Genomic DNA, 24,259 nt, shown 5'->3' with positions numbered 1-24,259 from the left:
CGTTTTTTTTACCGGAGGGGATCTATGATGAAAGCAACGACGAAAAGCACCACGGTCAATAACAACTAATGGCCAATCAGGCATCGAGGCCCGCGGAAACCGCAGCGGAAAGCGACCGTATCGGTTTCTTCGGCAAGGTACCCAGCCATGGCGACTTCATCTCCGACGGGCTTGAACGAGAGTTGATCGGGACGTTTGATGACTGGATGAGATCCGGCCTGCACGCCTGCGCGGACACGTTCGCGGGCCGATGGTCCGAAATATTCGCGTCATCGCCTCCCATACGTTTCATCATCGAAAGCGGCATATGGGGAAACTCCGCCTATGCCGGCGTGCTGGTGCCCAGTGCAGACCGGGTGGGGCGAAAATATCCGCTTGCCATCGTTGCCCAGCTCAATAACTTCCGGAAACATCCAAGAACGCTCTATCTCGACGACACCTGGTTCATGGCCGCCGAGGCGCTGGCCGAAACATCCATGACGGGTGATTTCGACATGTCCCGGTTCAACGCCTCCGTCAAAAAACTGCGCCCGCCGAAGCCACGGGAAGAGGATGATGCACCGGACATGGTGCGTAACCGTGTACCGACGAGCCTCTGGTGGCGCATCGATCCCGTCAACCGCCGTGCACGCGGCCTCAAATTTGACGGCAAACCCAAAGCTTCCGATTTCCTGCGCCTCTTCAGCGACATGGCAGGCAAGGGCGATGAGGAAGGTTCAGCACCTGCGCAGGCGCCGGAGAGTGCGAGACAGAAAACCCCACCCACTATTTCGCCCGCGCCCTCAGCCGAACAGCCCACGCCGGTTATCTACAGCTATGCCACGCACCCGGGAACACGGCTCTCCCTGAATGCGGATTCGCTCTTCGTTTCCCAGACGCCTGCCCTCTTCGCCATAGCGGATGGACAGGGGGACACGCACAGCGCCGTGGAAGCGGCGCGTCTGGTCACGAATATTCTTGCCGAGACGCCGGACGCCGAAAATCCCGAGGTGATGGCGCAGCAGATCAGGGGGAAGCTCGGCACGGTCAACAGCCTGCTTCTGTCCCGACAGGCCATGGGCGCCGACGGCAGGCCGATGGCGAGCGTTATCATAGCCTCCATTTTCGGCCGCAGGCTGAGCGTGTTGTGGTCTGGCGACGCGCGTGCCTATCTCCTGAAAAACGGAACCATGCACCAGCTTTCGCGCGATCACGTCGTTGTCGGCATGAAAAAGCAGCTCGCGCAATGTGTCGGCCTTTCCCAGCAATTCCGGCCGGATATCGTCGGGGAAGAGTGGAGTTCGCAGGACAGGCTGCTCCTGTGCAGCTATCCGCTGGTGCAAATCCTGAAGGAGCGCGCCATTGCCGAGATTGTCGGCAACACCCCGATCAAGGACTGCGCCAGCGCCCTGATCCAGGAAGCGCTGATCGAAGACGCACGCGAGAATGTCAGCGCCATCGTGATTGGAAACCGGCTTGAGCAAGGGTAAACAACCGGGCGATGGGCCTGCCTATCCGCAGGTCGCCGAGCGCTTTTCCGATCTGTGGGAAAGCATCCGCCACGATGGCACTGAGGAGAGGTCGGCCGAAGACCGGAAGGATCTGATCGACCAGATCAGGAACGCGCTGGATCGGAAAGTCTCGCATTTTTCCGAGGCAAAACCCGACTGGATTGCCGACAGTTTTTCCCTTGAACGGATTGCCTACGAAAGCGAAAACACGCTGCTGCTGCAAGTGCGGCACCGCGATCTCGGCACCCTTCATGCGCTGAAGACCGTGCCACCAGCGTTGAGAAACGACGCGGCGCTACTGCAAAGATTGCGGGAGGAGGCACAGGTCGGACTGACACTGCGCCATCCGTGCCTGGTGGAAACATCGGCGCTGCTGAGACTGCCCGATGGCCGGCCGGGTCTGTTGCAACCATGGCTGCCGCGGTCATTGGCATCGCTGCGGCCGGTTACCGCATCGCATACGGTCACAATCCTTCGCCGCCTGCTGGAAGGGCTAAGCGCCATGCATGCACGGGGTTATATCCACTGCGATGTCACGCCAGCCAATATTTTTCTGGAGGACGGCGATTTCGAAACAGGTAGGCTTGGCGATTTCGGTATTACGCTGGAGATCGGCCAAAGACATGCGGAACGAGGCATGAGCTTCGCCGCCTCGCGCGAATTTGCGGCGCCGGAACGGATGCGGGACGCAGCGGCAAAGCCGGATCAGGATATATTTTCAGTGGGACGGCTTGCCCGGCGGCTCGCCGGGGCAGACGGGAAGCAGGTCACGCAAAGCTTGGCGGATTTTGCGGACGCCTGTTGCCATGACAATCCCGCTTTGCGTCCGCAATCCGCGATGGAAGCGCTGCAGCTTCTGTAGCGCCCAATCGTCAGTTGCCGCTGCCGGGAAGCGGTGCTGCCGCCGTCGGCACGCTCTTCTGGAACACGGTCAGGAGCTTGGCCGAATCCACCAGCGGCGCGTTGCTGGCATAAAGCACATCACCCTTCTGCATCTGGAAAAGCTGCATGAGGGCAATGCTGGAAGCGTCGCGCATATTGACGTGATAGATTACCGGCCGCATGGTCGTGGCTGTCGCGACCGGGCCTTTCGCGCCCGGTGCCGTTGCAGACGGCACCTGAATAATCTCGTTGCGGAAGACATAGACATTGCGCGCGTCCGCACGGTCATCCAGCAACCCGCCGGCGCGGCCGACAGCCTGCGCCAGGGTGAGTTTTCCGGCTTCGAACTGGAATTCGCCGGCGCTCTTGAAGGCGCCGAGCGCCGTGTAACTCGCCGCATCGCCATCGATCATGATCTGGTCATCCGGCGAAAGTCGGATATTCTGGCGGTCTTCCCGCATGACGCGATCAAGCGGCGCGCTGGCCCTGTGCGAGCCGCGAACAACGGTGACCGTCGCAGCGCCCGGCGCGACAGTCGGGCCGCCGGCCTGATTGAGGGCATCGAGCACCCGCTCCTGCCGGGCGGTGAGCGTTATTTTGCCGGGGTTCTTCACCGCACCGCTGAGCATGACGGCGCTCGTCGGCTTGTCAACGACGGTGACGACGGCCTGCGGGTTCACGGCCGATCCCTTGAGCCCGGCGACGACCTGCGATTGCAGCCCCTCAGGCGTCGAATCCACCACCCGCTGTTTGCCGACGAAGGGAATATTCACCGATCCGCTCTGGTCCACTGTAAAGCGGCCAAGATTGAGCGTCTTGCTTTGCGTCGGGGAGAAAAGTCCGTCTTCTCCCGTATCCAGCACGGTGATGTCGATCACGTCGCCGCGCCGCAATCTCTGGGCGTTGTAACCGGTGTTGCGAAGCGCGGTAAGGCCAGGCCCGGAGGCGCCCTGCAGGCTTCCGGCGGAAACCGTGGCCGCCGGTGCATTCGCCAGTTCGATGACGGGGATTTTTTCGTTGGTTCGTGGGAAAGTCGCAGATCGGATATTGCCTGCGGTCGGTCCGTCAGATGGCTTTGCACATGCGCTCAAAAGCGCCACCAGCAAAACCGCACCCAACTTTTTCATCCCTCATCCCCTCGATGATTCAACCTGACGCAGAGATAACATCCCGACACATCATCGCAACAACTTTAGCGGTTGCAATTTAGCGAAAACTTGTCTTCCAAAGAAAAGGTGTGACCATTCCGCAACCTTTTCGGAAGCGCCCAAAAGCAAACCCCAACAATGTACCGATGAGAAATAGGCAGCGGTCCCGCGCTCGCCAGCATGGGGGATTTTGGATGGAACGGTTTTGCGGTGCGGGAGTTTGTTTTGTGCAAACCCAAGACAGGAGGAAGAACAATGGACCACAGCAATCACGTCCGTCTGGCTGAAACCGAACTCACGCCATCCGTTCTGGAAGGCGCCACCGTTTATGGCGCGGATGATCACAAGGTCGGTAAAGTTGACCATGTGCACGGTGTCGGCGCCAACACGACAGCCATCATCGATGTCGGCGGTTTTCTCGGCATTGGCGCAAAGCCCGTTGCAGTGCCTATCAGCGACCTTGATTTCATGCGCGACGAGGATGGCGACGTCCATGCCGTTACCTCGTGGACCAAGGACCAGCTGAAGGACATGCCCGAACATCGTCACTAAGCCTGTCCCAGCAGACTTCAGAAGCGCCCGGCCATGTGCCGGGCGTTCGTTTATATGGGCCGCTCCCCGCAACACTCCCCTTCGGTCGGCAAATGGAACGCTTGCGCATGTCAGGCATTTTCATGGCGCGCGATAATTGATCGCAAGGCATTCAAGGGGATAACAATTGCACAATCAGGTTCAGGCCAGCCCGCTGAGCATTGACGACGTGACCGTCATCAATGACGAAAAGGTCAAAAAGGCCGTAACGGCCGCAGCCCTTGGCAACGCCATGGAGTGGTTTGATTTCGGCGTTTACGGTTTTGTCGCTTACGCCGTCGGCAAGGTCTTCTTTCCCGAGGCGGCTCCCGCCGTTCAGACCGTGGCGGCACTGGCGACATTTTCGGTGCCGTTTCTCATTCGTCCTCTCGGTGGCATTTTTTTCGGCGCGATGGGTGACAAGTTCGGACGCCAGAAAGTCCTTTCGCTCACCATCATCATTATGGCGGCCAGCACCTTCTGCATCGGCCTCATTCCGGGATATGCGACGATAGGCATCTGGGCGCCCGTCCTCCTGCTGCTCTGCAAGCTCGCACAGGGCTTTTCCGTAGGCGGCGAATATACCGGCGCGGCGATCTTCGTGGCGGAATATGCGCCGGACCGCAAACGCGGCTTCCTCGGCAGCTGGCTCGATTTCGGCTCAATTGCCGGCTTCGTGCTTGGCGCGGGCTTCGTCGTGCTGCTCAGTAGCGCCATGGGGGAAGCAAAGTTCCTAGATTGGGGCTGGCGCATACCCTTCTTCCTTGCCGCACCGCTCGGGCTCATCGGCCTTTATCTCCGCCACGCCGCGGAAGAGACCCCGGCTTTCACCGAACGGCTGCAGCGCGCTGAAGAAGAGGACCGCCAGTCGCTCAAGGAGCGGCCGATGGTGCCGATCGCGGAAATCGCCAGAGAGCATACCCGATCCCTGGCAATCTGCATCGGCATGGTTCTCGTCACCAACGTGACCTATTACATGCTGCTGACCTACATGCCGACCTATCTGTCGAAAACGCTGAATTACAGTGAGGATCACGGCGTTCTCATCATCATCGCTGTCATGGTCGGCATGCTGTTCGTCCAGCCGGCGATCGGCTTGCTGAGCGACCGGATCGGCCGCAGGCCGTTTCTCGCCGTCGGCAGCACGGCGATCCTTTTTTTCTCGCTGCCGGCCTTTCATTTCATTGCCAGCGGTCAGGTGGTGCAGATCTTCTTCGGGCTGCTCATTCTCGCAGTCGCACTCAATTGCCTGATCGGCATCATGGCCTCCACCTTACCCGCCCTCTTCCCGGCCCGCATCCGCTACAGCGCTTTGGCAATCGCCTTTAATATCTCGATCATCGTCGCGGGGCTGACACCAACGGTAACCGCCTGGCTGGTGGAGGTGACCGAAAACATCTACATGCCCGCCTATTACCTCATGGTCGCAGCCGTCTTCGGCATCGTCACGACCTTCTTCCTGAAGGAAACGGCCAACCGGCCGCTCTATGGCGATACGCCGAATGCCTCCAGCCGGAAGGAAGCAAAATCGCTTCTTGCCGAGCAATATCTCCACATCGAAAAAAGTGTCGAGGAGATCGACGAGGAACTCGTCAAGCTGGAGGAGCAGAAGAAAACCCTGCAGGCGAAACGCGAGGAACTCGTTGGCCGCCATCCGGACCTGAACTGACAACTGCGCGTCAAAAAATAAAATGCGCGGCGGTGCATCTTGCACCCCGCGCATCAGGTTTGATGGTTTTCAGCAATGCGCCTTGATATCCGCCGTTGCCTGTCTCAAACGGCGAGGAAACCGCCATCGACGGGCAAGACGGCGCCGGAAATCATCTTGCTGTCGTCCGAGAGCAGCAGCGCGATGCTCTGCGCCACCTCTTCCGCTTCGGCAAAACGGTTAAGCGGATGACGAACCATCATCGGCTGGCTCTTTGCGGGGTCGTTCCAGGCTTCGGCAGCGAGTTCGGTCAACGTGATGGTCGGCGCAACCGCGTTGACGCGGATACCGTGGGGGCCGAGTTCCTTGGCGAGAACGCGTGTTGCGCCTTCAAGCCCTGCCTTGGACGCTGCATAACACAGGTGATCCTGAAAACCGCGATGGCCGGCGATAGACGTGATGTTGACGATGGCGCCACCGCCGCCATTTGCGATGCGGGCGCGGGCAAATTCCTGGCAGGTGACGAGGGCCGCGCGCAGGTTGATGCCCAGCACGGCCTCATAACCCGCATCGCTCATGTCGAGCACGCTTTCCAGCACGTTGATGCCGGCGCTGTTGATCAGGAAATCGCAGGGGCCAGCTTCCGCCATGGCGGCGCGGGTGGCGGCGACATCGGCAAGATCGACACGGATCGAACGTCCGCCGATTTCGCTTTTCAGGCTGTCGAGATCCGATTGCGTGCGGCTGATCGCCACCACTTCCGCACCGCGCGCGGCCATCAGCTGCGCACAGGCGCGGCCGATACCTTTTCCTGCGCCGGTGATGATGACGGATTTTCCGGAAAACTGCATGGAATCCTCGTTATTTTGCGACCGATACGGCCGGATGATCTAAGCTTGTGACGCGTTTCAGGAATGGCTGGCGGAACGAATGGCGCGCGCCGCATTCTGTAGCGCCAGAAACGCATCGTAACGCGCCTGATGAACATTCTGAAAATCAGGATCGGGTGTCGCGCAGCTGGCGATACGCGACATCGCTGGCATGGCGGCGATGAGGTCGGGATAGGTTCCCGCAGCAACGGCACCCAGCATAGCCGAACCGAGCAGCACCGGCTCCTCGCATTCGGTCAGTTCAACCGGAAGGCCGGTCGCATCCGCCAGCAATTGCCGGGCAAGCGGATGAGCACCCGCCCCACCGCTGACGCTGATCGTTTCCACAGGCGCGCCGTTGCGGGCCTGCGTCTCGATAATCTGGCGAAGCCCATAACCGAGGCCGAGAAGCCCCGCCACATAAAGCGCGACGAGAGAATCCACGCCCGTCTCCATGCCGTAACCGGCAATGACCGCGCGGGCATGCGGATCGGCGAAGGGCGCGCGGTTACCGAGAAATTCCGGCACCACATGAAAATCCTCGGCGATCTCAGCTGCGGCGGAAACGGAAGCGGCAAGGCCGAGGGCGCGGTCGGCAAGCCAGACCGGCAAGGCTTTGCCATCCTTCTCGGCAAGCGCCTTCGCCTCGGCAGAGGCCGGGTGCAATTGCACCAGGTAATCGATGGCCGCGCCGGCGGCGGACTGACCGCCTTCATTGAGCCATGCGCCGGGAACCATGGCGGAATAATAGGGACCCCAGACGCCAGGCACAAAGGCGGGCTCGGCTGTGGTGGTCATGGTGCAGGAGGAAGTGCCGAAGACATAACCGAGGCATCGCGAGGCGTCGCCACCCGCTGCCACCGTGCCAACGCCGCCGGCATGGGCGTCAATCAGGCCTGCGGCAACGGCGGTGCCTGCAACCAGCCCCATGGCTTTTGCAGCGTCTTCGGTGAGACCCTTGCCCAGCGCCGTGCCGGGGTGAACGACGCTTTCACCGATGCGGCGGAAGCCCTGCTCCGCGAGATCACCAAGCCCGATGCGGGTGAAATAGTCCGCATCCCAACGGTTCTCATGGGCGAGATAGGTCCATTTGCAGGTGACCGTGCAGGCGGAGCGATCAAGCGCGCCGGAAGCCTTCCATGTCAGAAAATCCGTCAGGTCGAAGAAGTGCTCGGCCCGGGCGTAGATTTCCGGCCTGTTTTCGCTGAGCCACAGCAGCTTCGGCGTCTGCATTTCCGGGGAAATACGCCCGCCGACATATTTCAGGACGGCATGCTCGCCCGCATTGATGCGCTCCGCCTGTTCGACCGCGCGGTGATCCATCCAGACGATGATATCACGTTCGGGATGATCGGTAGCGCCGACCGGCAAAGTCTCGTCATCAGCACCACGCACGACAAGCGAACAGGTCGCGTCGAAACCGATGCCGGCAACCTCAGCCGGATTGATACCGGCGCGTGACACGCTTTCCCGCACACTTTCGCAAACGGCCTGCCACACCTCACCACTCGATTGTTCGGCAATGCCCCCATCTTCGCGGTGCATGGTGATCGGGCGCTTGGCGGTGGCGAGAAGCTTGCCCGCGACATCAAAGACACCGGCCCGCGCCGAGCCGGTCCCGACATCGACGCCAACAAGATAGGAAGCCATTTACGATACTCCTCGGAGCGGATCATCCGGTACTTGAACAGATTTTAAGCGGCGGGGGCCGTTTCCGGTTTTCCCGCCGCTCCAGAAGTTTTTAAACGCGGTCGAAGTTGGTCGGCAAGACCAGCATGTCGCGGATGGTGACGGTGCGCTTGCGCGTCAGCATGTAGATGACGGCATCGGCCACTTCGCTCGCATCGATCAGGCTGCCCGATTCCTTGGCCTTGCGGAGGTTTTCCTCCGGCCAATCGGCCAGAAGTGCGGAAACGACCGGGCCGGGAGAAACCTGCGCGACTCGCACGCCGTGCGGGATCATCTGGCGGCGCATGCCCTGCACGAAGCTGGTGATCGCCCATTTCGAGCCCGAATAGACCGGCTCCCAATAGGTCGGGAAATGGCCGGCGATGGAGCAGGTGACAATGATATCGCCGGTCTTGCGCTCGGACATATGCGGCACGACGGCATGAACGTTCTTCATGACGGCGTTGACGTTGAGGTTCAGCATCTTGTCGATGGCTTCGGGCGTCGTCTCCGTGAGATCGCCGCCGATATAGGTGCCTGCGTTGCAATAGAGAATGTCGATATGATCGACCTTCGCAAGTATTTCCGGGATCATGGCGTTGCAGCTGTCGGCATCGAGCAGGTTCGTGACCTGCGGGATGGCGCGGTCGCCAAGCTTGGCCACCAGATCATTCAAGGCTTTCTCGTTCCAGTCGACCATGACCACGGTCGCGCCCTGTTCCAAGAGGGCTTCCGTGGTGGCAAGCCCGATGCCGGATGCGGCGCCGGTGATGACCGCGATCTTGCCTTGCAGCGATTCAGACATTTAGTTCTCCTGCGTTTATGAAGATGTTTCCGGGCCGGCTCAGCGCCACTCGCGCCCGATATAGATGGCCAGTAGGATGATGCCGCCCTTGATGACATCCTGCAGATAGGGGTTGATGCCCATCAGATTGAGGCCGTTATTAAGGATACCGAGCAGCACCGCGCCGATGAGCGTGCCGAGAATGAGACCCCTGCCGCCTGCAATCGCCGTGCCGCCGAGAACGACCGCCGCAATGGCGTCCAGTTCGAAGCCGACACCGGCATTGGGCTGACCGCTCATCAAGCGGCCGGTGAGGATGAGCGCGGCAAAAGCTGCCGTGACGCCCGAGATGCCATAGACCGCAAGCTTGACGCGCTGGGTCTTCACGCCCGAAAGACGGGCCGCCAGCTCGTTTCCGCCAAGTGCATAGACATGACGGCCGAAAGCCGTGCGCTGCAACAGCACCCAGGCGATGGCATAAATAACCACCATGATCACGACAGGCACCGGAACGACGCCGATACGGCCGACGCCGAACCAGGAAATCCAGCTCGGAATACCGCTGACCGGGTAACCGCCGGAATAGATGAGGCCGAGACCGCGCGCCATGCCCATGGTGGCAAGCGTCACGATAATGGCGGGCATCTTGCCCCAGGCGACAAGCGCCCCGTTGAAGATGCCGATGCCGAGACCGATGAACAGGCCAGCTGGCAAAGCAACCGCGGGCGACAGGCCGGTATTCACCATCAGGCCGGCCGACAGCGTGCCGACAAGCGCCATGACCGCACCGACCGATAGGTCGATGCCGCCGGTGAGGATGACGAAGGTCATGCCCACGGCGAGAATGCCGACGACGGAAACCTGCCGCAGCACGTTCATGATGTTGTTGACGCTGAAGAAATTGTCGCTCGCAAGCCCCATCAGGATCGATACGACGATGAGACCTGCCAGAGGCAGAGCAAGTGGCGAACGCAACATGGCGCCGAGACTGAAACCGCCCGTTTTCGCGGCTGTGCCGGTGTTTGCATCAAGCGACATGTTCAACTCTCCCGGTGGTGGCGTTTGTCATTATTGTTTCTGAATTGATGTCTTCGCCCTCGACCGTGGCGACGATGCCGCCGGAACGGAAGACGCAGACCCTGTCGGACATGCCGATCACTTCCGGCAGCTCCGAGGAGATCATGATGATCGAATGGCCCTTGGCGGCGAATTCACGCATGAGCGAATAGATTTCCGCCTTCGCGCCGACATCGATGCCGCGTGTCGGCTCGTCGAAGATCAACACGCGCATGTCATGGTTCAGCCAGCGCGCGATGACGATCTTCTGCTGGTTGCCGCCGGACAGCGTGTCGACGCGGGCAAAAGGCCCCTGCGCCTTCACCTGCACCTGCGCCATGGCCTTCGTCGTGTGCTCCAGTTCCTTTTTGAGATCGAGGAACCAGTGCGCCTTGCGGTATTTGTGGTAATTGTTCAGCGAAATATTCTGCAGGATGGAGAAGCTGGTGATCAGCCCCTCTTCCTTGCGGCTTTCCGGCAAGAGGCCGATGCCGCGCATCAACGCTTCGTCGGGGCCGGAAAAACGCGTGTCCACGCCATCGACCTTGATCTTGCGGCGCGATGCGGAATGCGCGCCGAGCATGGCCAGCACCGTTTCGGTGCGGCCTGAACCGACAAGCCCGGCAAAGCCGAGGATTTCACCCTTGCGCAGCGCAAAGCGCGAGACGGGGCCGCCCTTCTTCAATTGCAGCTCTTCCACTTCAATCACGCTTTCGGCGGAAGGATCGAGCTGCGGCTTCGGCGGGAAATTGGCTTCGATGCGTCGGCCGACCATCATCTCGACGAGACGGTCATTATCGACCTCCGACGTCAGGCAGGAGCCGATCAGTTCGCCATCGCGCAGAACGGTGATGCGGTCGCAGATCTCGAATATTTCCTCAAGGTGGTGCGAAATGAAGATGATCGCCACACCCTGACGACGCAACTCGCGCATGACCTTGAACAGGTGCTCGGTCTCAGACGGGGTGAGCGTCGCGGTCGGCTCGTCAAGAACAAGGATGCGGGCATCCAGCGACAGCGCCTTGGCGATTTCGACAAATTGCTGCTGGGCAACGGAAAGACGATGCACCGGCACGTCGAGCGGCACATCCACGGCCAGCCGGCTCATGATCTCGGCCGCGCGCTTGCGCATCGCGCCCTTGTTGAGAAGGCGCAGCGGCCCGCGGATTTCGCGGGCGAGGAACATGTTTTCCACGGCATTGAGATAGGGGATCAGGCTGAATTCCTGAAACACGATGCCGACGCCGGCGGCAATCGCCTCATCATAATTGGCGAAGCGGCGATCCTTGCCGTCGATGCGGATCGTCCCCTCCGAGGGCTGCAGAATGCCGCACAGGATCTTCATCAAAGTCGACTTGCCGGCGCCGTTTTCGCCTAGAAGCGCATGCACCTCACCGGCGCGCGCCTGAAGGTCGACGCCACGCAGGACTTCGATCTTGCCAAAGCTTTTTCTTATTCCATTCAGTTCCAGCATTTCACCCTCCTCGATGGTCGGGACTGCCCCGCCCCCGCACGAAGCGGGGACGGGACCTGGGAGGAGTTCTTACCAGCTGAACTCGCCGGCGTTTTTGCTGTCAACAACCATGACGTCGATCGGCACTTCTTTCGGCACGACGCGTGCGCCCCACTTCTGGGCGAGCGCCATGGCAAGACCGACACGAACCTGGTCACGCGGGAACTGCGCGGTGGTTTCGATGAAAGGGCCACCGTCGGCAATTGCCTTCACCGCTTCCGGCGCACCGTCTACCGAGGTCAGCTTGATGTCCTTGCCGGAACCCTGGATCGCAGCGAGTGCACCCATCGCACCGCCATCGTTGACCGAGAAGATACCGGCGAGGTTCGGACGCGACTGAATCATGTTTTCGACGACGCCGAGAGCAACGGAGCGGTCCTGACGGCCGTTCTGCGTGTCGACCAGCTTGATGTCTGCGAATTCTGCAAGAGCCGCCTTGCAACCTTCGACGCGCTGCAGGATCGGCACGACCGGAATGCCGTCGAGGATAGCAACCTCACCCTTACCACCGAGGGCTTCACCGAGATATTTGCACGACTGGTAACCCGCGTCGCGGTTCTTCGAGCCGACGAAGGTGTCGACCGGGCCATTGGCGTTGGCGTCGACGGCGACGACAGTCACGCCGGCAGCCTTGGCAGCGTGAACGGCGGCTTCGATGCCGGCGCTATCGGTCGGGTTCAGGAGCAGGATGTCGATCTTCTGCTGAAGCATGTCTTCAACATCGGAAATCTGCTTTGCCACATCGTGGCCGGCATCGGTGACGACGACATCTGCGCCAATGCTTGCGGCGGCTTCCTTCAGGGCTTCCTGCATCGATACGAAATAGGGGTTGTTCAGTTCCTGGAAGGTCATGCCGATCTTCAGCTTTTCCTGCGCCAGCGCCGGAGCGGCCATCATTGCAATTGCGGCTGTCGCCATCAGAAACTTGGATTTCATTTTCATCTCACTTTTCCTCCCGTTTGGAAAGTTGGGGCAACAGGTGCCCGGTTCCGGACAGCCCTCTGCCCGAATTGGTAAAAATCGGCGATGTGTCGCTGGTTTACTCCGCCATGACCGCTGCCTTCTGGGCTGCGAATATGGTTCGGAACCTCGACGGCGACATTCCCTTCAGTTTCAGGAAATGCCGGTTGAAATTCGAAAGGTTGGAAAAGCCCACATCGTAGCAGACCTCCGCCACCTTCACATCCTGATCCGCCAGGAGCATCTGGCAGGCAAGATCGATGCGTAACTGATTGCGATACCGCACCAGCGTCGTTCCCGTGTGGCGCTTGAAGGCGCGGGAAAAGGCGCTCGGGCTCTGACCCACCATGTCGGCGAGATCGATTTCCTCAACCTGCTCGGTCAGATGCTGGCGCAGATGCGACAGAGCACGGTTGATGCCGCTGTCGCCGATGCCGGTCAGATCCAACTCGTAGCTAAGGCTCGCCAGCACCTCCGATGTCGGGGCATTGACCAGGAGATCGAGAATTTCCCAGAAAAGCGCCAGACGCGTCAGTCCCTGCGCTTCGATCAACCGGAGGATCAGCGGGCGGACGCGGTCGCTCGTCTCATCATCGAAAAGAATGCCGCGGCGGCTGCGATCCAGGAGGCCGCGCACCACGTCCATTTCCGACATGGAAGTGCAGGCATCCTCGATAAAGCTCTCCGGAAACTGGATCACGAGGGAACGTGTCGGCACGATTTCGTCCGGCTCGATCTCGCTGATCCAGTTCTGGGGGAGATTGGGACCGGTCATGATGAGCTGACCGGGGCCGAAGCGGCCGACGAAATCACCGATATAAAACGTGCCCGATGTGGCGACGACGAGGTGGATTTCGTATTCGGGATGATAATGCCAGCGCACGGTGCGGAACGGATAGCCATGCCGCCAGGCGGCGAAGGATTCGCCCTTGCGGATGTGCACCAGTTCCAGATCGGGCTGCATCATGGTTCCTCCCATCAGTCGCGTCCGCCGTATTTGCGGACAGGAGCCATTTCCTCTTTATGGCTCGTCCCAGGCGTTGATGAGGAGCATATGGCGGGCGGCTGCGGTACATCCACATCACGCCGAAGAAATTACCGATACTTTTTTGACTCTTTTTTGTCGAAAATTGAAGAGTCGCCCGAAAGGGCTGACCATAAACGCGGCGATGGGGCCGATTTTTCCGCTCAATTTGGCGTGATGCGCTCAAACAATGCGCAACCGGAAGCGATTTTCGTTGAAATTTTGACGTGTAGCCTGCCGGATGCCGGCAAGCTACACTCATACTTTTCCGCAACGTCTCTGCCGCTCAATCATCAGCGGCTGGCTTCGTTCGTTACTGCGGCATCACGATCTGCAGTTTCACATCCGTTTCCCGCGCTTCCACCGCACGGTCGAAACCGGCGATGCTATCTTCGAAGGGGATGGTCGCGGAAATCAGCGGCTTCAGGTCCACCTTGCCGGACGCGATGAGCGCCACGGCGCGGTCATAGACGTTGGCATAGCGGAAAACCGTCTCCACCCGAAGTTCCTTGGCCTGCAGGCCGACAATATCGACCGGAACCGGATCGACGGGCATGCCGACCAGCACGATCGCACCGCCCGGCCGCGCCAGCTTCGCCATGCCAAGCACGGCGGGTGCGGCGCCCGAGCATTCGAAGACGACATCGCAACCCCAGCCGTCGGTCGCAGCCGAAACGGCCTCTGCGAGATTGCGTTCGCGAATGTTGACGGTTTCGATGCCATCATAGGAGCCGATGATATCGAGCTTCGGCTGGGCAAGATCGGCAACGATGACCTTCGCGCAACCGCCGGCAAGTGCTGCGAGCGCCACCATCATGCCGATCGGACCTGCACCCGTTACCACGGCGATATCGCCCGGCTGGATACGCGCCCGCAGCGCCGCCTGCATGCCGATGGCGAAGGGTTCGACCATGGCGCCTTCGGCAAAGGACACGTTTTCGGGCAGCTTGTAGGTGAAGGCGGCAGGATGAATGACCTCAGGCGTCAGGCAGCCATGGATCGGCGGCGTCGCCCAGAAGCGGACAGCCGGATCGACATTATAGATGCCGAGCTTTGCGGCGCGCGATGTCGGATCGGGAATGCCGGGCTCCATGCAGACGCGATCACCAGCCTTCAGGTGTGTTACCTCGGCACCGGTTTCGATCACCGTTCCAGACGCTTCGTGCCCGAGCACCATGGGCGCATTGACGACGAAATGACCGATCTTGCCATGGGTATAATAATGGACATCAGAGCCGCAGATGCCGACCGTATGGGTGCGGATAAGCACATCCTTCGGCCCGAGTTCACCGGATCCTGCTCCACCGGGAATATCAAAATCCCTGAGCGAGAGCTTGCCTTTTTCTTCCAGCACCAGTGCCTTCATCTCATCCTCCGTGGTTTGCGATACGCCTGGCAGCGAGTTCAGCAAGCGTGATGGCGTGCAACATCGGCAAAAGTAAACAGAAATCGGCCGGATCGGCCGGTTTTTCTTCGCGACGGAAAAACTGTATCGAGGAGCCTGCAATTTCTCATCATCCCCAGTGCGGCGCGGCCTTTGAAGGTGAGGAAAGACGGCATGATTCGCCGCCGCATTCCGCGATCTTCACCCGCTCCCAAGCCTGCCGAGCCGGCGAACCAAATCGCTCACATTTTTTCGCCGGGCAAGGCGCTCGCCTGCCGCACCCAGTCGGCAAACTGCGTTTCATCAAACGCACCCTCATGGATATCGAGGTAACGAACCTTCGGATGTTTGGAGGTGCCGGGTGGCAAGGGTTGTAAAGATACGCCGTTGAGAAAGGTCACTTTGATATATTTCGTAAAACAGTGAAGGCTGAGAAACCAGACATCGTCTTCCATGCCGTAAAAGGGCGAATTCCACTTCACGGCCTTACGCACACCGGGCACGAGGCTTTCGATCAGCGCATCGATACGTGCTCCGACCGGACTTTTCCAACCCGGCATGGCGGCAATATAGGCCTGCACCGGGCCGTCGCCATATCCCTTGGCAATCTGCGGATTGCCGCCCGAAAGAAGTGTCGGCGCAGCAGCGTACGGCTCGGTTTGCGCGATTTCGGCAGATTTACCCGGCTTCTTTTCGACCATCTCGGTTCCCTCCCGGTATTACGCGGCTCCTGCTTTTTTTTCCCAAGCCTCGATGCAAGCCTGCCATAAAAAGCGGCCACAGTAAAAAAACTATATTTTATGTGCGTGCTCATGCTTTACGCCTTGGAGAGCATATTTGAGGCCGAAGCGTCGATGTGTCGGCGTGGCTATCAAAACGCTGACGAACTAGACCGTGCCAATCGCCCGGACTTGCACGCCATTCGATCAATCCAAAAAAAGCGCAGGCTGCGGCACCCTGCCCGAGGCCTAGGCGCGGAGGGCGGCGGCTGGAGACTGACGATAGGCGAGCAAAGCCGGTATCGCCGAAAGAACCGCGGCAAAGCCCAGCAGGAACAGTGCAAGACGCAAATCTTCGCGGGTGAAGCCAACCGGCAGGATGACGCCGCTTTTTGCGGTAAAGAGTTGTGCGCCGATATGGGCAGCGCCCAATCCGACCAGAAAACCGATGCCGACACCGAGCACCACCAGTAAAAAAAGCTCCAGCCAGACGATGGCGAATACCGAGCCGCGCGGCGCGCCGAATGCCCGCAATGCGCCGATCTGCCTGCGTCGTTGCCCGACATGGATCACCGTCACCAGCACCAGCGCCGCCGCCACCAACCCCTGCGAACCGGCGGCAACCGCGCTCAGCACCATCTTGGCATCGCCGAGCGTCGCATAGAGACCCGTCAGAACTTCGCCCGGGAAAACGCCAAGCGTATTACCGGTCCGGTATTCCTGCCGCAGGCGATAGGCGTCGGCGATCGTTTTGGGCTTGACGAGAATGGCCGGCAGGCCGGGCGTGCCCTCGCCGAAAGTCTCCACGATTGGCGCATCCGCATCGATGCCGCCTTGATGGTCAGACTCCACATGCGCCGAAGTGGCTGGGCCGAGGGCCAAAGCATGCTTTTGTCGCTGCGAGACCACCAGCTGAACAGCGGCTTCGGCATGATCCGCCTCGCCTTCGGCATGCGTATCACCATCTTCGTGATGTTCTTCGCCTTCATGGGCGTGATCGTGACCGTCCCCGTGGTGATGTTCTTCATCATGCGCGCCCGCATGGCCATCCTCATGCCCTTCATCATGGCCATGATCATGACCGAGACCATGGACGTGCCACACGGCCTGTATCGGCACGAGAATGGCGCGATCCCAGGGCGTGCCGGTGGGCTGCAATTTGCCAACGACTTTATAGGCGATCTCGGTATGGGTGTGGCCGCCGGTCTCGGCGGTGCCGTGCATCGGCTTGATCTCAGCAGCGAGAGACAGATCGACGGCAGCCCCGAGTATGGCTTCGCCTTCCAGCGCGAACATCCTGCCCTCGGCAAAACCTGATGTCGTGTTGCTGACGAGGCTCATCGTCGTGCCGACTATCGGGTATCCGGCAAAGGAATCGCCAAACCCGACAGGTGCCGCCCAGGCAACGCGCGGATCGGCGGCGAGCTTCGTCAGAACAGCGCCGTCCACAAGCGGCAGCGGTGCGGCCTGCAGAAAAATGGAGGAAAGGATCAACTGGGTTTCGCTGCCGGCCGCGCCGATAACGAGATCGAATTTATCGGCGGCACGGGCGCTGCCGAGACGCAGCGAACGCTCCTGCAGCGTGACCGCAACGCCAAGCGCGGTGGCAAGCGCAACCAGGAGAACCACGACGATGCCACCCAGCCAAAGACGGCGCAGGTCGGCAAGGATGAAACCGATCATGCCGCAATCTCCTTCCGCTCGGTATCGGCGACGATACGGCCGCCGCTGAGGGTGAGACGCCGGTCGAGGCGGCCGATAAGATGCTGGTCATGGCTGGCGACGATAAGCGTGCTGCCGGTGCTGGCCGCAACGGAAAGCAGGAGATCACCGACAGCCTCGCCGCTTTCGAGATCGAGGCTTGCGGTCGGTTCGTCGGCAATGATAACGCCGGGACTGCGCAGCAGCGCACGGGCGATAGCGACACGCTGCATTTCACCGCGCGACATGGTCTCAACGTGCTGCCCCGGGCGTTTGAGGCCGACAGTCGCAAACAGGGATTCCGCGCGCTTCATGAGGTCCGCATTTGCCGCACGCGACAGGCGGGCGGGCAGCAGGATATTATCCAGCGCGGACAAGCCGGGAAAAAGATGAAACTCCTGCATGACGAGGCCGATATTGGCGGCCCGCCAGCGGTCGCGACGGCCCTCGGGCAAATCCGCAATGTTCTCTTCCCCCCAGACAACGCGGCCGGCCTGAACACGCTCAAGGCCGGCGATGATGTTGATGAGGGTGCTTTTGCCCGAGCCGGAACCACCCGTCAGCGCAACGCGGCTACCGGCAGCGATTTCCAGACCGTCGAGAACGAGAACCGGCGCTGACAAACCGGGAAAGGATACGGCAAGATCATCTATCTTCAGGGACAGCATGGTCTCAAACCGTCGCGTATTCTGCCTGGCGGATGCGCAGCAGGCTGACAAAGCCGGTATCCGGATCGGTCCAGGAACCCGTTTCCAGCGTGCCGCGCACTTCGATTGTCTGGCTCGGCTGGGTAAAAGTCTGTTTTTCGCCGAGATAAACGACGACGATGTTGTCCGGCCAATCTGCATCCGTGGAGCAGAAGGGGCAGATCGACATGGGGATTTCGGTCAGCACGAAAAACTGCGCTTCGGCCTTCAGCGGCGGCGCCATGAAACCACGCATGGCGATCTCCTTGCCGTTCAACTGCTTGACCTTTTCGGAAAACTCCAGCCCGAGGACGCTAACCTTGCCATAGAGTTCGTCGAAGGTGATGTCGCTGTTCGCCTGCGCGCGCGTGCCGGCGGCCAGCAGCGGCAGACCGGCAATGAGACCCAGGGTCTGACGACGGTTGAAGTGCGCCCGATCAGCCTTGCTCATGACCATTCTCCTTCTTGAAAAGGTCTGCCATCGTCCCTCGTCAGAATGGACGATGAAAGACCTGAAACTATTGTGAGGGCACGCGATAGCGGCGTGCCCTCACAACATTCATATCTTAGTTGGTCTGCTTGGCGCCAAGTGCGAAAGCTTCGGCGAGACCCTTGTAGACGTCGCTCTGTTCCATGTAGCCACGGAAGCCTTCGGCGCCGGGGCCTTCAGCCTGCAGAACGACATCATCCACCGCGTGGACGCCGCTATCCGAGCTTTTCGGAATGATGCCGGGTACGAACACAGCACCGGGAACGTCCTTGTACTGCTCGTTGGCGACATATTCCTTCTTTTCGTTCTGGACGGCCGGTGTGAACGGGCCATCAAGCTTCGGACGGAAGGTCTCGTAATGGTCAGGACCGTTATTGGCGTTCAGGAACAGACGACGGGAAACGTCGACCTTATCAGGATAACCGTCACCGTCCTTGTCTTCATAGTTCGGGAAGCCGGCCTCGGCATAGGTGCCGACCTTTTCGCGCATTTCGGTACCCGGCTTGTCATCATCGACGGTGCCGATGATGGAAACGCCATGCGTATGGTCGCCGGTGACGACGATCAGCGTATCGGGGTTCTTCGCGGCGAATTCACGGGCGACACCGACGGCCTTGTCGAATTCGATCGTGTCGACGACAGCGCGATCCCAGTCAAGCGGATGGGACATCTTGTCGACGTTGGCAGCTTCGACCATCAGGAAGAAGCCGTCCGGGTTCTTCGACAGTTCGCCGAGCGCAACCTTGGTCATTTCAACGAGGCCCGGCTGATCCGGGAACTTCGCCGTGGTGCCCTTCTTGAGGAACTCGCGGTCGAGCGCTGTGTCCATGTTGCCGGTGTGGAACAGGCCGAGGATCTTGCCGGTGTTGGTGCCGGCGGCCGTGGCGAGTTCCGCCTTGCTGGTCGCCAGCGTGTAGCCAGCTTCCTTGAACAAAGCGATATAGTCCTTGTCATCCTTGCGCTTGGAACCCGCCGTCGCCTGCGGCAGGAAATAAGCGGAGCCGCCGCCGAGGAGGACATCCGGCTTCACGTCGAACAGCATGCCGTTGATGTCGGCCTTGTCGCCGCGCTTGCGGGTGTGGGCAACGACGGCAGCCGGCGTGGCGTCCTGCAGTTCGGCGGTTGAGATGATGCCGATCGACTTCTTGGTCTGGCGGCGCAGGGCTTCCGCGATCGTTTCGACCTTCGGATCGTCGAGCGAGGCCGGGGTGCGGTCGGCATAAACGCCAATGGCGTTCACGGCGGTCTTGTGACCGGTCATGTAGGCTGACATGGTGTTGGCGCTGTCGGTGGCGACGGCGTCGGTGGCGGAGGTGCCGATGAAGGCGACCGGCGGCACATCATCCATGTTGAGGCGGCCATTGGCCTTACCCTCGGTCATGCCCTTGGACATGATGCGGGCAGCAGTGCGGTGAGCGACGGACAGGCCGTCGGCGATCAGGAAGATGACGTTCTTGGCTTTTGCCTGGGCCGGCGTGCCATAAACGGTCCAGGTGATCGCCTTGGTTTCGGAACCGGCAGAAACTTCGACCTTGTAGTCACCGGCGCTGGCGAGCGTGACCCCACGCAGGATGACGGCCGATCCAAGGACCTTGTCCTTGTTCTTTTCTTCGGCGACGAACTCGGCATCCTTGCCGAGAGCGGCCTTGTAATCCTGGCCGTTGACGGTGATCTTGACGTCTTCCGGCTTTACGACGGAAGCGAACTCGACTTTGAAATCGAACGGCGAACCGGTCAGGATCGTAGCACGATCAAGCGGATAAACCTCGGCAGCCTGGACGGCGCTGGCAAGAAAGGTCGTGGCGACCAAAGCAGCAACGATTTTGCGCATATTCCCCTCGCGAAACGTGTGAAAACCACACTTTCTCCTAGACCCGCGATATGACAGTTGCATGACTTGCAGGCAGCATATCCGGGCTCATGGGAAATTCGCGGGGGACGGTTTCAGCACGCCGTCCTCCTCCGGTCGCCGCGCGGCGCGGCAACCCTCTATGATGCGTTTCTCTCCGAGGGGGCCAGCGGATATCGAGCCTCGACGAAATTGTCGGGCGTATGCAGAGATGCTGCGGGGCCGAATGATCGGGCTGCCCGGCGCGCATGGGCAACCGTGTAAAGCCCGGTTCAGTCTTTCCTGATCCGCAATCCCTCCAGAAAGGCCCGGAAGCTGCCCACGGCCCGTTTCGAGGTCATTTCGGGGTCGTCGGAATTGGCGATCCACTGAGCGGCGGCGCTGCTTGCCGCGTTGATGAAGCGGGCGCATGCCTCCGCATCGATATCGCCGATGGTGCCTTCTTCCTTCAGGGCATCGAGGCTTCGCGCGACTGCCGAGATGCAGCCGTTTGCATTTGGCCAGCGCGACGGATCGCCGAGCACCGCCGGCCCGTCACGAAACATGATCCGCTGGATTTCCGGTTCGAGAGCCATGCGCACATAGCCGAGATTCTCCTCGACAAAACCTTCCCACCGGGACTCGGCCCTCGAGGAGATGTCACAGAGCCTCTTCGTCATTTCCGCATCGATTTCGGCCACCACCGCCAACAGCAGGCCTTTTTTGTCGCCAAAATGGTGATAGAGCGCGCCGCGGGTGAGACCGGCCTCGGCGGTGAAGTCATCCATCGACGCTTCCGCATAACCGATGCTGCCAAAGGCCTTGCGGCCGGCAGCCAGAAGCTTCGTCCGCGTCTCGGCAATCATTTCACTGCGAGGTTTGCGCATTTTTTCTCCATTTTCCACATACGACGCGTATATTAGTTGACATACGCGCCGTATGCAATTATCTCATTCACATACGCCACGTATGTATGTGGTGGACACCCTCTGAACAAGGTGCATCCCGATGGCTAATCCATACAGAGAAATTTTCCGGGCTCCAGGCGCAAAAGGCTTTTCCGCCGCCGGTTTCTTCGCCCGCCTTCCCATTGCCATGGCCCCGATCGGCATCGTCGCCATGCTTTCGCAAACCCATGGCGAATATTGGCTGGCCGGCGCCGTCTCCGCAACCTTTGCGCTGACCAATGCCGCCGTCTCCCCACAAATCTCCCGGCTGGTGGATCGCAAGGGGCAGAGCAAGGTCCTCATCCCCGCCACCATCGTCTCGGTCATCGCCTTTGCGGCGCTGATTATCGCGACAAACCAGAAATGGCCGGCCTGGACGCTGTTCCTTTCCGCCTTCCTCGCCGCTGCCATGCCGAGCATTCCGGCCATGATGCGCGCCCGCTGGACGGAAATCTTCCGCGACCGGCCGGAACTGAACACCGCATTCGCCTTTGAATCCGCCGCCGACGAACTCGTCTACATTTCAGGCGCCTCGCTTTCCGTCGGCCTGGCAGTCTCGCTCTTTCCGGAAGCGGGCATGATGATCAGCACCACCTTCCTGGCGCTCGGCACCTTCGCTTTCCTTCTGCAACGTTCGACCGAGCCCAAGGTACGCCCGGTTGAAAGCGGTCGCCGGCAGCGTTCGGCCATCTCCCTGCGTCCGGTCCAGATCATCACGCTTGCGCTGATCTTTGTCGGCTCCACTTTCGCCACTGCCGAGGTAAGTGCCGTCGCAATCACCAAGGAACTTGGCCAACCGGAAGCCGCCAGCCTCGTCATCGGCGTCTATGCCATCGGGTCCTTCGTGGTCGGCCTCATTCTCGGCGCGCTCAATCCCAAAATGCCGCTGCAACGCCAACTGCTGATCGCCGTCAGCGTGCTTGCACTCACCGCTCTGCCGCTGCTTGTCGCCAGCACTTCTGTCGCCCTTCTGGCTTTTGCCGTTTTCCTCAGCGGCGTTGCAATCTCTCCGATCTTCATCACCTCATTCGGCCTGATCGAGCGCCGTGTGCCTGAATCGATGCTGACGGAAGGCGTGACCTGGGTGATGACCGGCATCGGTATCGGCATGGCGCTCGGGGCATTTCTCTCCGGCTGGGTCATCGATAATTTCGGCCCGGATAACGGTTTCTGGGTGTCAGTCGCCGCAAGCCTTTCGACCGTTGCCATCATCACGCTCGGTCAGCGCAGCCTCTCCGGAGATCGCGAAAGATCCGGCATAGAGGCCGTGGCGCAGCCCGCCGAATAACAACCTTTACTCGTAGTCTGCCTCATTCATCGCGGTAATTGATATTTGCGCAGGAAAGGTCACAGACCAATCTATAGTACAGCGATTGTTTTACTTTGCTGTCGCCCCGCAAGCATGATACCGGCAACATTGATGGCCGATGATATCATGCCTGCGGGGCGATCCTGCTTATCGACGCCGTCGCTTCGCATATTCTCGAATTCGGCACCGACTGCTGCATCGTTCGACACTATCTGCTGGCCGGAGATGAAGCGGCCTTGCCGCCCGCATCTGCGAGAACCTGCGCGAAAATGCCGTGGGCCATATCTTCCTCCGGGCCGAGAATTGCCGATATGACATCGCCGCACCTTCGGGAATAAAAATATACTGGCTGCCGCGCTCGGCCGTGTCTTCCGCAAAATTTGTTGAATGCGTTTGCGATGCGGCAATGGAGACAGCCGCTTCCACCAATGATTATTTCCTGTGGCTCGCCAATGCATTCTCCCAATGGCAGGGCTTTCGGGACAAATTATCCGTCCTGTCCAAAAAACGTTATCTCAACGCCTGCTACTGGCGGGACGACATGACGACGAACCACTGACGAAGGACACAAATCACGGCTCCGCGCGACCCCGCATTCAACCCATGCGCTCGGACACGTGTTCTCCGGGAGACGCGGGAAAGACAACCGTCCTGTTTCCATTTAGGAAGACCCGGTGATGAATATGGGCGTGGATGGCCCGCGCAAGAACCTGGCTTTCCACATCCCGACCCAGGCTGACATAGTCCATCGCGCTTTGGGCATGGGTTACGCGGATCGTATCCTGCTCGATGATCGGCCCTTCATCGAGATCGGCGGTGACGTAATGGGCGGTCGCGCCGATCAGCCTCACCCCGCGTTCATAGGCCTGTTTATAAGGGTTGGCGCCCTTGAAAGATGGCAGGAAAGAATGATGGATGTTGATGATGCGGCCAGACATTTCCTGACACAGCCGGTCCGACAGGACCTGCATGTAGCGCGCAAGCACCACAAGCTCCGCTCCGGTATCCCGCACCACCTGCAGGATCGCGGCTTCCGCCTCGGGCTTCGTTTCCGGCGTGACGCGAATGTGGTGAAAGGGAATATCCTCGTTCACCACCTGCTTCTGGTAATCGAGGTGATTGGAAATCACCGCGACGATCTCGACCGGCAGCGCGCCGATGCGGGAGCGATACAGCAGATCGTTGAGACAATGACCGAAGCGCGAGACCATGATCACGACCTTCGTCTTTCGCGAAAGGTCATGAATATCATAGTCCATATCGAAATCGGCCGCGACGGGACCAAAGCCGTCGAGCAGCGCATCGCGTCCCGATCCCTGTTCGGAAACGAAGCTCAACCGCATGAAAAAGCGGCCAGTCTCCTGGTCGGTGAATTGCGAACTGTCGTTGATATTGCATCCGGACCGGGCGAGATAACCGGATACGGCGGCGACGATGCCGCTGCGCGCCGGGCACGCGACTGTCATTATATAGGTGCTCAAATCCTGCTCCCCTGGGTCTTTGCCGCGCGGACGGATCGCCCGCGCTTTCGCGCAGATTGCCTATCAACCGCCGGCCGTGGTCAGGACGGCGATTGAGACTAA

Annotated in this window: 22 protein-coding genes; 6 read left to right on the top strand and 16 right to left on the bottom strand. The window is 60.1% G+C overall.

The genetic code is table 11. The features are described from left to right. The first annotated feature begins 68 nt into the window (after positions 1-68). Both tagF and V6R85_RS17370 read left to right on the top strand, forming a co-directional pair. The gene (tagF, locus tag V6R85_RS17375) at positions 69-1,469 is read left to right on the top strand and encodes a type VI secretion system-associated protein TagF (RefSeq protein ID WP_111792889.1); all 1,401 of its coding nucleotides are present in this window, start codon (positions 69-71) and stop codon (positions 1,467-1,469) included. Next, complete coding sequence (locus tag V6R85_RS17370) at positions 1,456-2,352, top strand: protein kinase domain-containing protein (RefSeq protein ID WP_111792888.1); 897 nt, start codon at positions 1,456-1,458, stop codon at positions 2,350-2,352. Before tagF ends, V6R85_RS17370 begins: the two co-directional genes overlap by 14 nt. 10 nt (positions 2,353-2,362) lie before the next feature. On the opposite strand, the gene V6R85_RS17365 is transcribed toward V6R85_RS17370, so the two are convergent. After that, positions 2,363-3,499 carry a polysaccharide biosynthesis/export family protein gene (locus tag V6R85_RS17365; protein WP_111792887.1) on the bottom strand — a complete coding sequence of 379 codons (1,137 nt, stop codon included), beginning with the start codon at positions 3,497-3,499 and terminating at the stop codon, positions 2,363-2,365. Between the two features lie 276 nt (positions 3,500-3,775). Between V6R85_RS17365 and V6R85_RS17360 the strand changes: the two genes are divergently transcribed. Together V6R85_RS17360 and proP are read left to right on the top strand one after the other, a co-directional pair. Further along, positions 3,776-4,072, top strand: coding sequence for a PRC-barrel domain-containing protein (locus V6R85_RS17360; protein WP_003504518.1), 297 nt, complete (start codon positions 3,776-3,778; stop codon positions 4,070-4,072). Between the two features lie 166 nt (positions 4,073-4,238). Further along, complete coding sequence (proP, locus tag V6R85_RS17355; RefSeq protein WP_162690427.1) at positions 4,239-5,759, top strand: glycine betaine/L-proline transporter ProP; 1,521 nt, start codon at positions 4,239-4,241, stop codon at positions 5,757-5,759. Between the two features lie 104 nt (positions 5,760-5,863). Here proP and V6R85_RS17350 read toward each other — a convergent pair whose 3' ends face one another. The 14 genes from V6R85_RS17350 to V6R85_RS17285 all read right to left on the bottom strand — a co-directional run bounded on the left by V6R85_RS17350 (position 5,864) and on the right by V6R85_RS17285 (position 21,307). Continuing rightward, the gene (locus tag V6R85_RS17350) at positions 5,864-6,589 is read right to left on the bottom strand and encodes an SDR family oxidoreductase (protein WP_003504515.1); all 726 of its coding nucleotides are present in this window, start codon (positions 6,587-6,589) and stop codon (positions 5,864-5,866) included. Positions 6,590-6,646: 57 nt separating this feature from the next. Next, positions 6,647-8,257: an FGGY-family carbohydrate kinase gene (locus tag V6R85_RS17345; protein WP_020812999.1), complete on the bottom strand. Its 1,611-nt coding sequence runs from the start codon at positions 8,255-8,257 to the stop codon at positions 6,647-6,649. Between the two features lie 91 nt (positions 8,258-8,348). Then, on the bottom strand, positions 8,349-9,080 hold the full coding sequence (locus V6R85_RS17340) for an SDR family oxidoreductase (RefSeq protein WP_003504511.1): 732 nt from the start codon (positions 9,078-9,080) through the stop codon (positions 8,349-8,351). A gap of 39 nt (positions 9,081-9,119) precedes the next feature. Further along, positions 9,120-10,097 (bottom strand): ABC transporter permease, encoded by a 978-nt coding sequence (locus tag V6R85_RS17335; protein ID WP_020813000.1) that lies wholly within the window; start codon positions 10,095-10,097, stop codon positions 9,120-9,122. After that, complete coding sequence (locus V6R85_RS17330; RefSeq protein ID WP_336377091.1) at positions 10,087-11,589, bottom strand: sugar ABC transporter ATP-binding protein; 1,503 nt, start codon at positions 11,587-11,589, stop codon at positions 10,087-10,089. Before V6R85_RS17330 ends, V6R85_RS17335 begins: the two co-directional genes overlap by 11 nt. Positions 11,590-11,658: 69 nt before the next feature. Continuing rightward, the gene (locus V6R85_RS17325) at positions 11,659-12,570 is read right to left on the bottom strand and encodes an ABC transporter substrate-binding protein (protein ID WP_020813002.1); all 912 of its coding nucleotides are present in this window, start codon (positions 12,568-12,570) and stop codon (positions 11,659-11,661) included. Positions 12,571-12,667: 97 nt separating this feature from the next. After that, positions 12,668-13,552, bottom strand: a complete 885-nt coding sequence (locus V6R85_RS17320) for an AraC family transcriptional regulator (protein WP_003504503.1) — start codon at positions 13,550-13,552, stop codon at positions 12,668-12,670. 373 nt (positions 13,553-13,925) lie between these two features. After that, complete coding sequence (locus tag V6R85_RS17315; protein WP_020813004.1) at positions 13,926-14,978, bottom strand: NAD(P)-dependent alcohol dehydrogenase; 1,053 nt, start codon at positions 14,976-14,978, stop codon at positions 13,926-13,928. Between the two features lie 260 nt (positions 14,979-15,238). After that, complete coding sequence (locus V6R85_RS17310; protein WP_020813005.1) at positions 15,239-15,697, bottom strand: DUF1801 domain-containing protein; 459 nt, start codon at positions 15,695-15,697, stop codon at positions 15,239-15,241. Positions 15,698-15,964: 267 nt separating this feature from the next. Further along, a complete protein-coding gene (locus V6R85_RS17305; protein ID WP_020813006.1) occupies positions 15,965-17,398 on the bottom strand; it encodes an ABC transporter permease in 1,434 nt (477 codons plus the stop codon). Then, positions 17,395-18,084, bottom strand: a complete 690-nt coding sequence (locus V6R85_RS17300; RefSeq protein ID WP_020813007.1) for an ABC transporter ATP-binding protein — start codon at positions 18,082-18,084, stop codon at positions 17,395-17,397. Before V6R85_RS17300 ends, V6R85_RS17305 begins: the two co-directional genes overlap by 4 nt. A gap of 4 nt (positions 18,085-18,088) precedes the next feature. Beyond that, the gene (locus V6R85_RS17295) at positions 18,089-18,553 is read right to left on the bottom strand and encodes a hypothetical protein (protein ID WP_003504497.1); all 465 of its coding nucleotides are present in this window, start codon (positions 18,551-18,553) and stop codon (positions 18,089-18,091) included. A 115-nt stretch (positions 18,554-18,668) separates the two neighbouring features. Continuing rightward, positions 18,669-20,423, bottom strand: coding sequence for an alkaline phosphatase (locus tag V6R85_RS17290; RefSeq protein WP_111792885.1), 1,755 nt, complete (start codon positions 20,421-20,423; stop codon positions 18,669-18,671). A 290-nt stretch (positions 20,424-20,713) separates the two neighbouring features. Next, positions 20,714-21,307 carry a TetR/AcrR family transcriptional regulator gene (locus V6R85_RS17285; protein ID WP_020813009.1) on the bottom strand — a complete coding sequence of 198 codons (594 nt, stop codon included), beginning with the start codon at positions 21,305-21,307 and terminating at the stop codon, positions 20,714-20,716. Between the two features lie 121 nt (positions 21,308-21,428). On the opposite strand from V6R85_RS17285, the gene V6R85_RS17280 reads away from it, so the two are divergent. Then, on the top strand, positions 21,429-22,655 hold the full coding sequence (locus tag V6R85_RS17280) for an MFS transporter (RefSeq protein WP_020813010.1): 1,227 nt from the start codon (positions 21,429-21,431) through the stop codon (positions 22,653-22,655). A 427-nt stretch (positions 22,656-23,082) separates the two neighbouring features. After that, the gene (locus V6R85_RS17275) at positions 23,083-23,235 is read left to right on the top strand and encodes a hypothetical protein (protein WP_223565243.1); all 153 of its coding nucleotides are present in this window, start codon (positions 23,083-23,085) and stop codon (positions 23,233-23,235) included. A 37-nt stretch (positions 23,236-23,272) separates the two neighbouring features. Here the strand turns inward: V6R85_RS17275 and purU are convergent, their stop codons facing one another. Continuing rightward, the gene (purU, locus tag V6R85_RS17270) at positions 23,273-24,157 is read right to left on the bottom strand and encodes a formyltetrahydrofolate deformylase (RefSeq protein ID WP_003504493.1); all 885 of its coding nucleotides are present in this window, start codon (positions 24,155-24,157) and stop codon (positions 23,273-23,275) included. Positions 24,158-24,259: the final 102 nt, after the last annotated feature.

Origin of the sequence: Agrobacterium sp. CCNWLW32, assembly GCF_037083425.1 — a bacterium.
Lineage (GTDB): Bacteria > Pseudomonadota > Alphaproteobacteria > Rhizobiales > Rhizobiaceae > Agrobacterium > Agrobacterium radiobacter.
The sequence above is the reverse complement of the archived record's forward strand: the minus strand, read 5'-3'. Positions and strand labels throughout refer to the sequence as shown.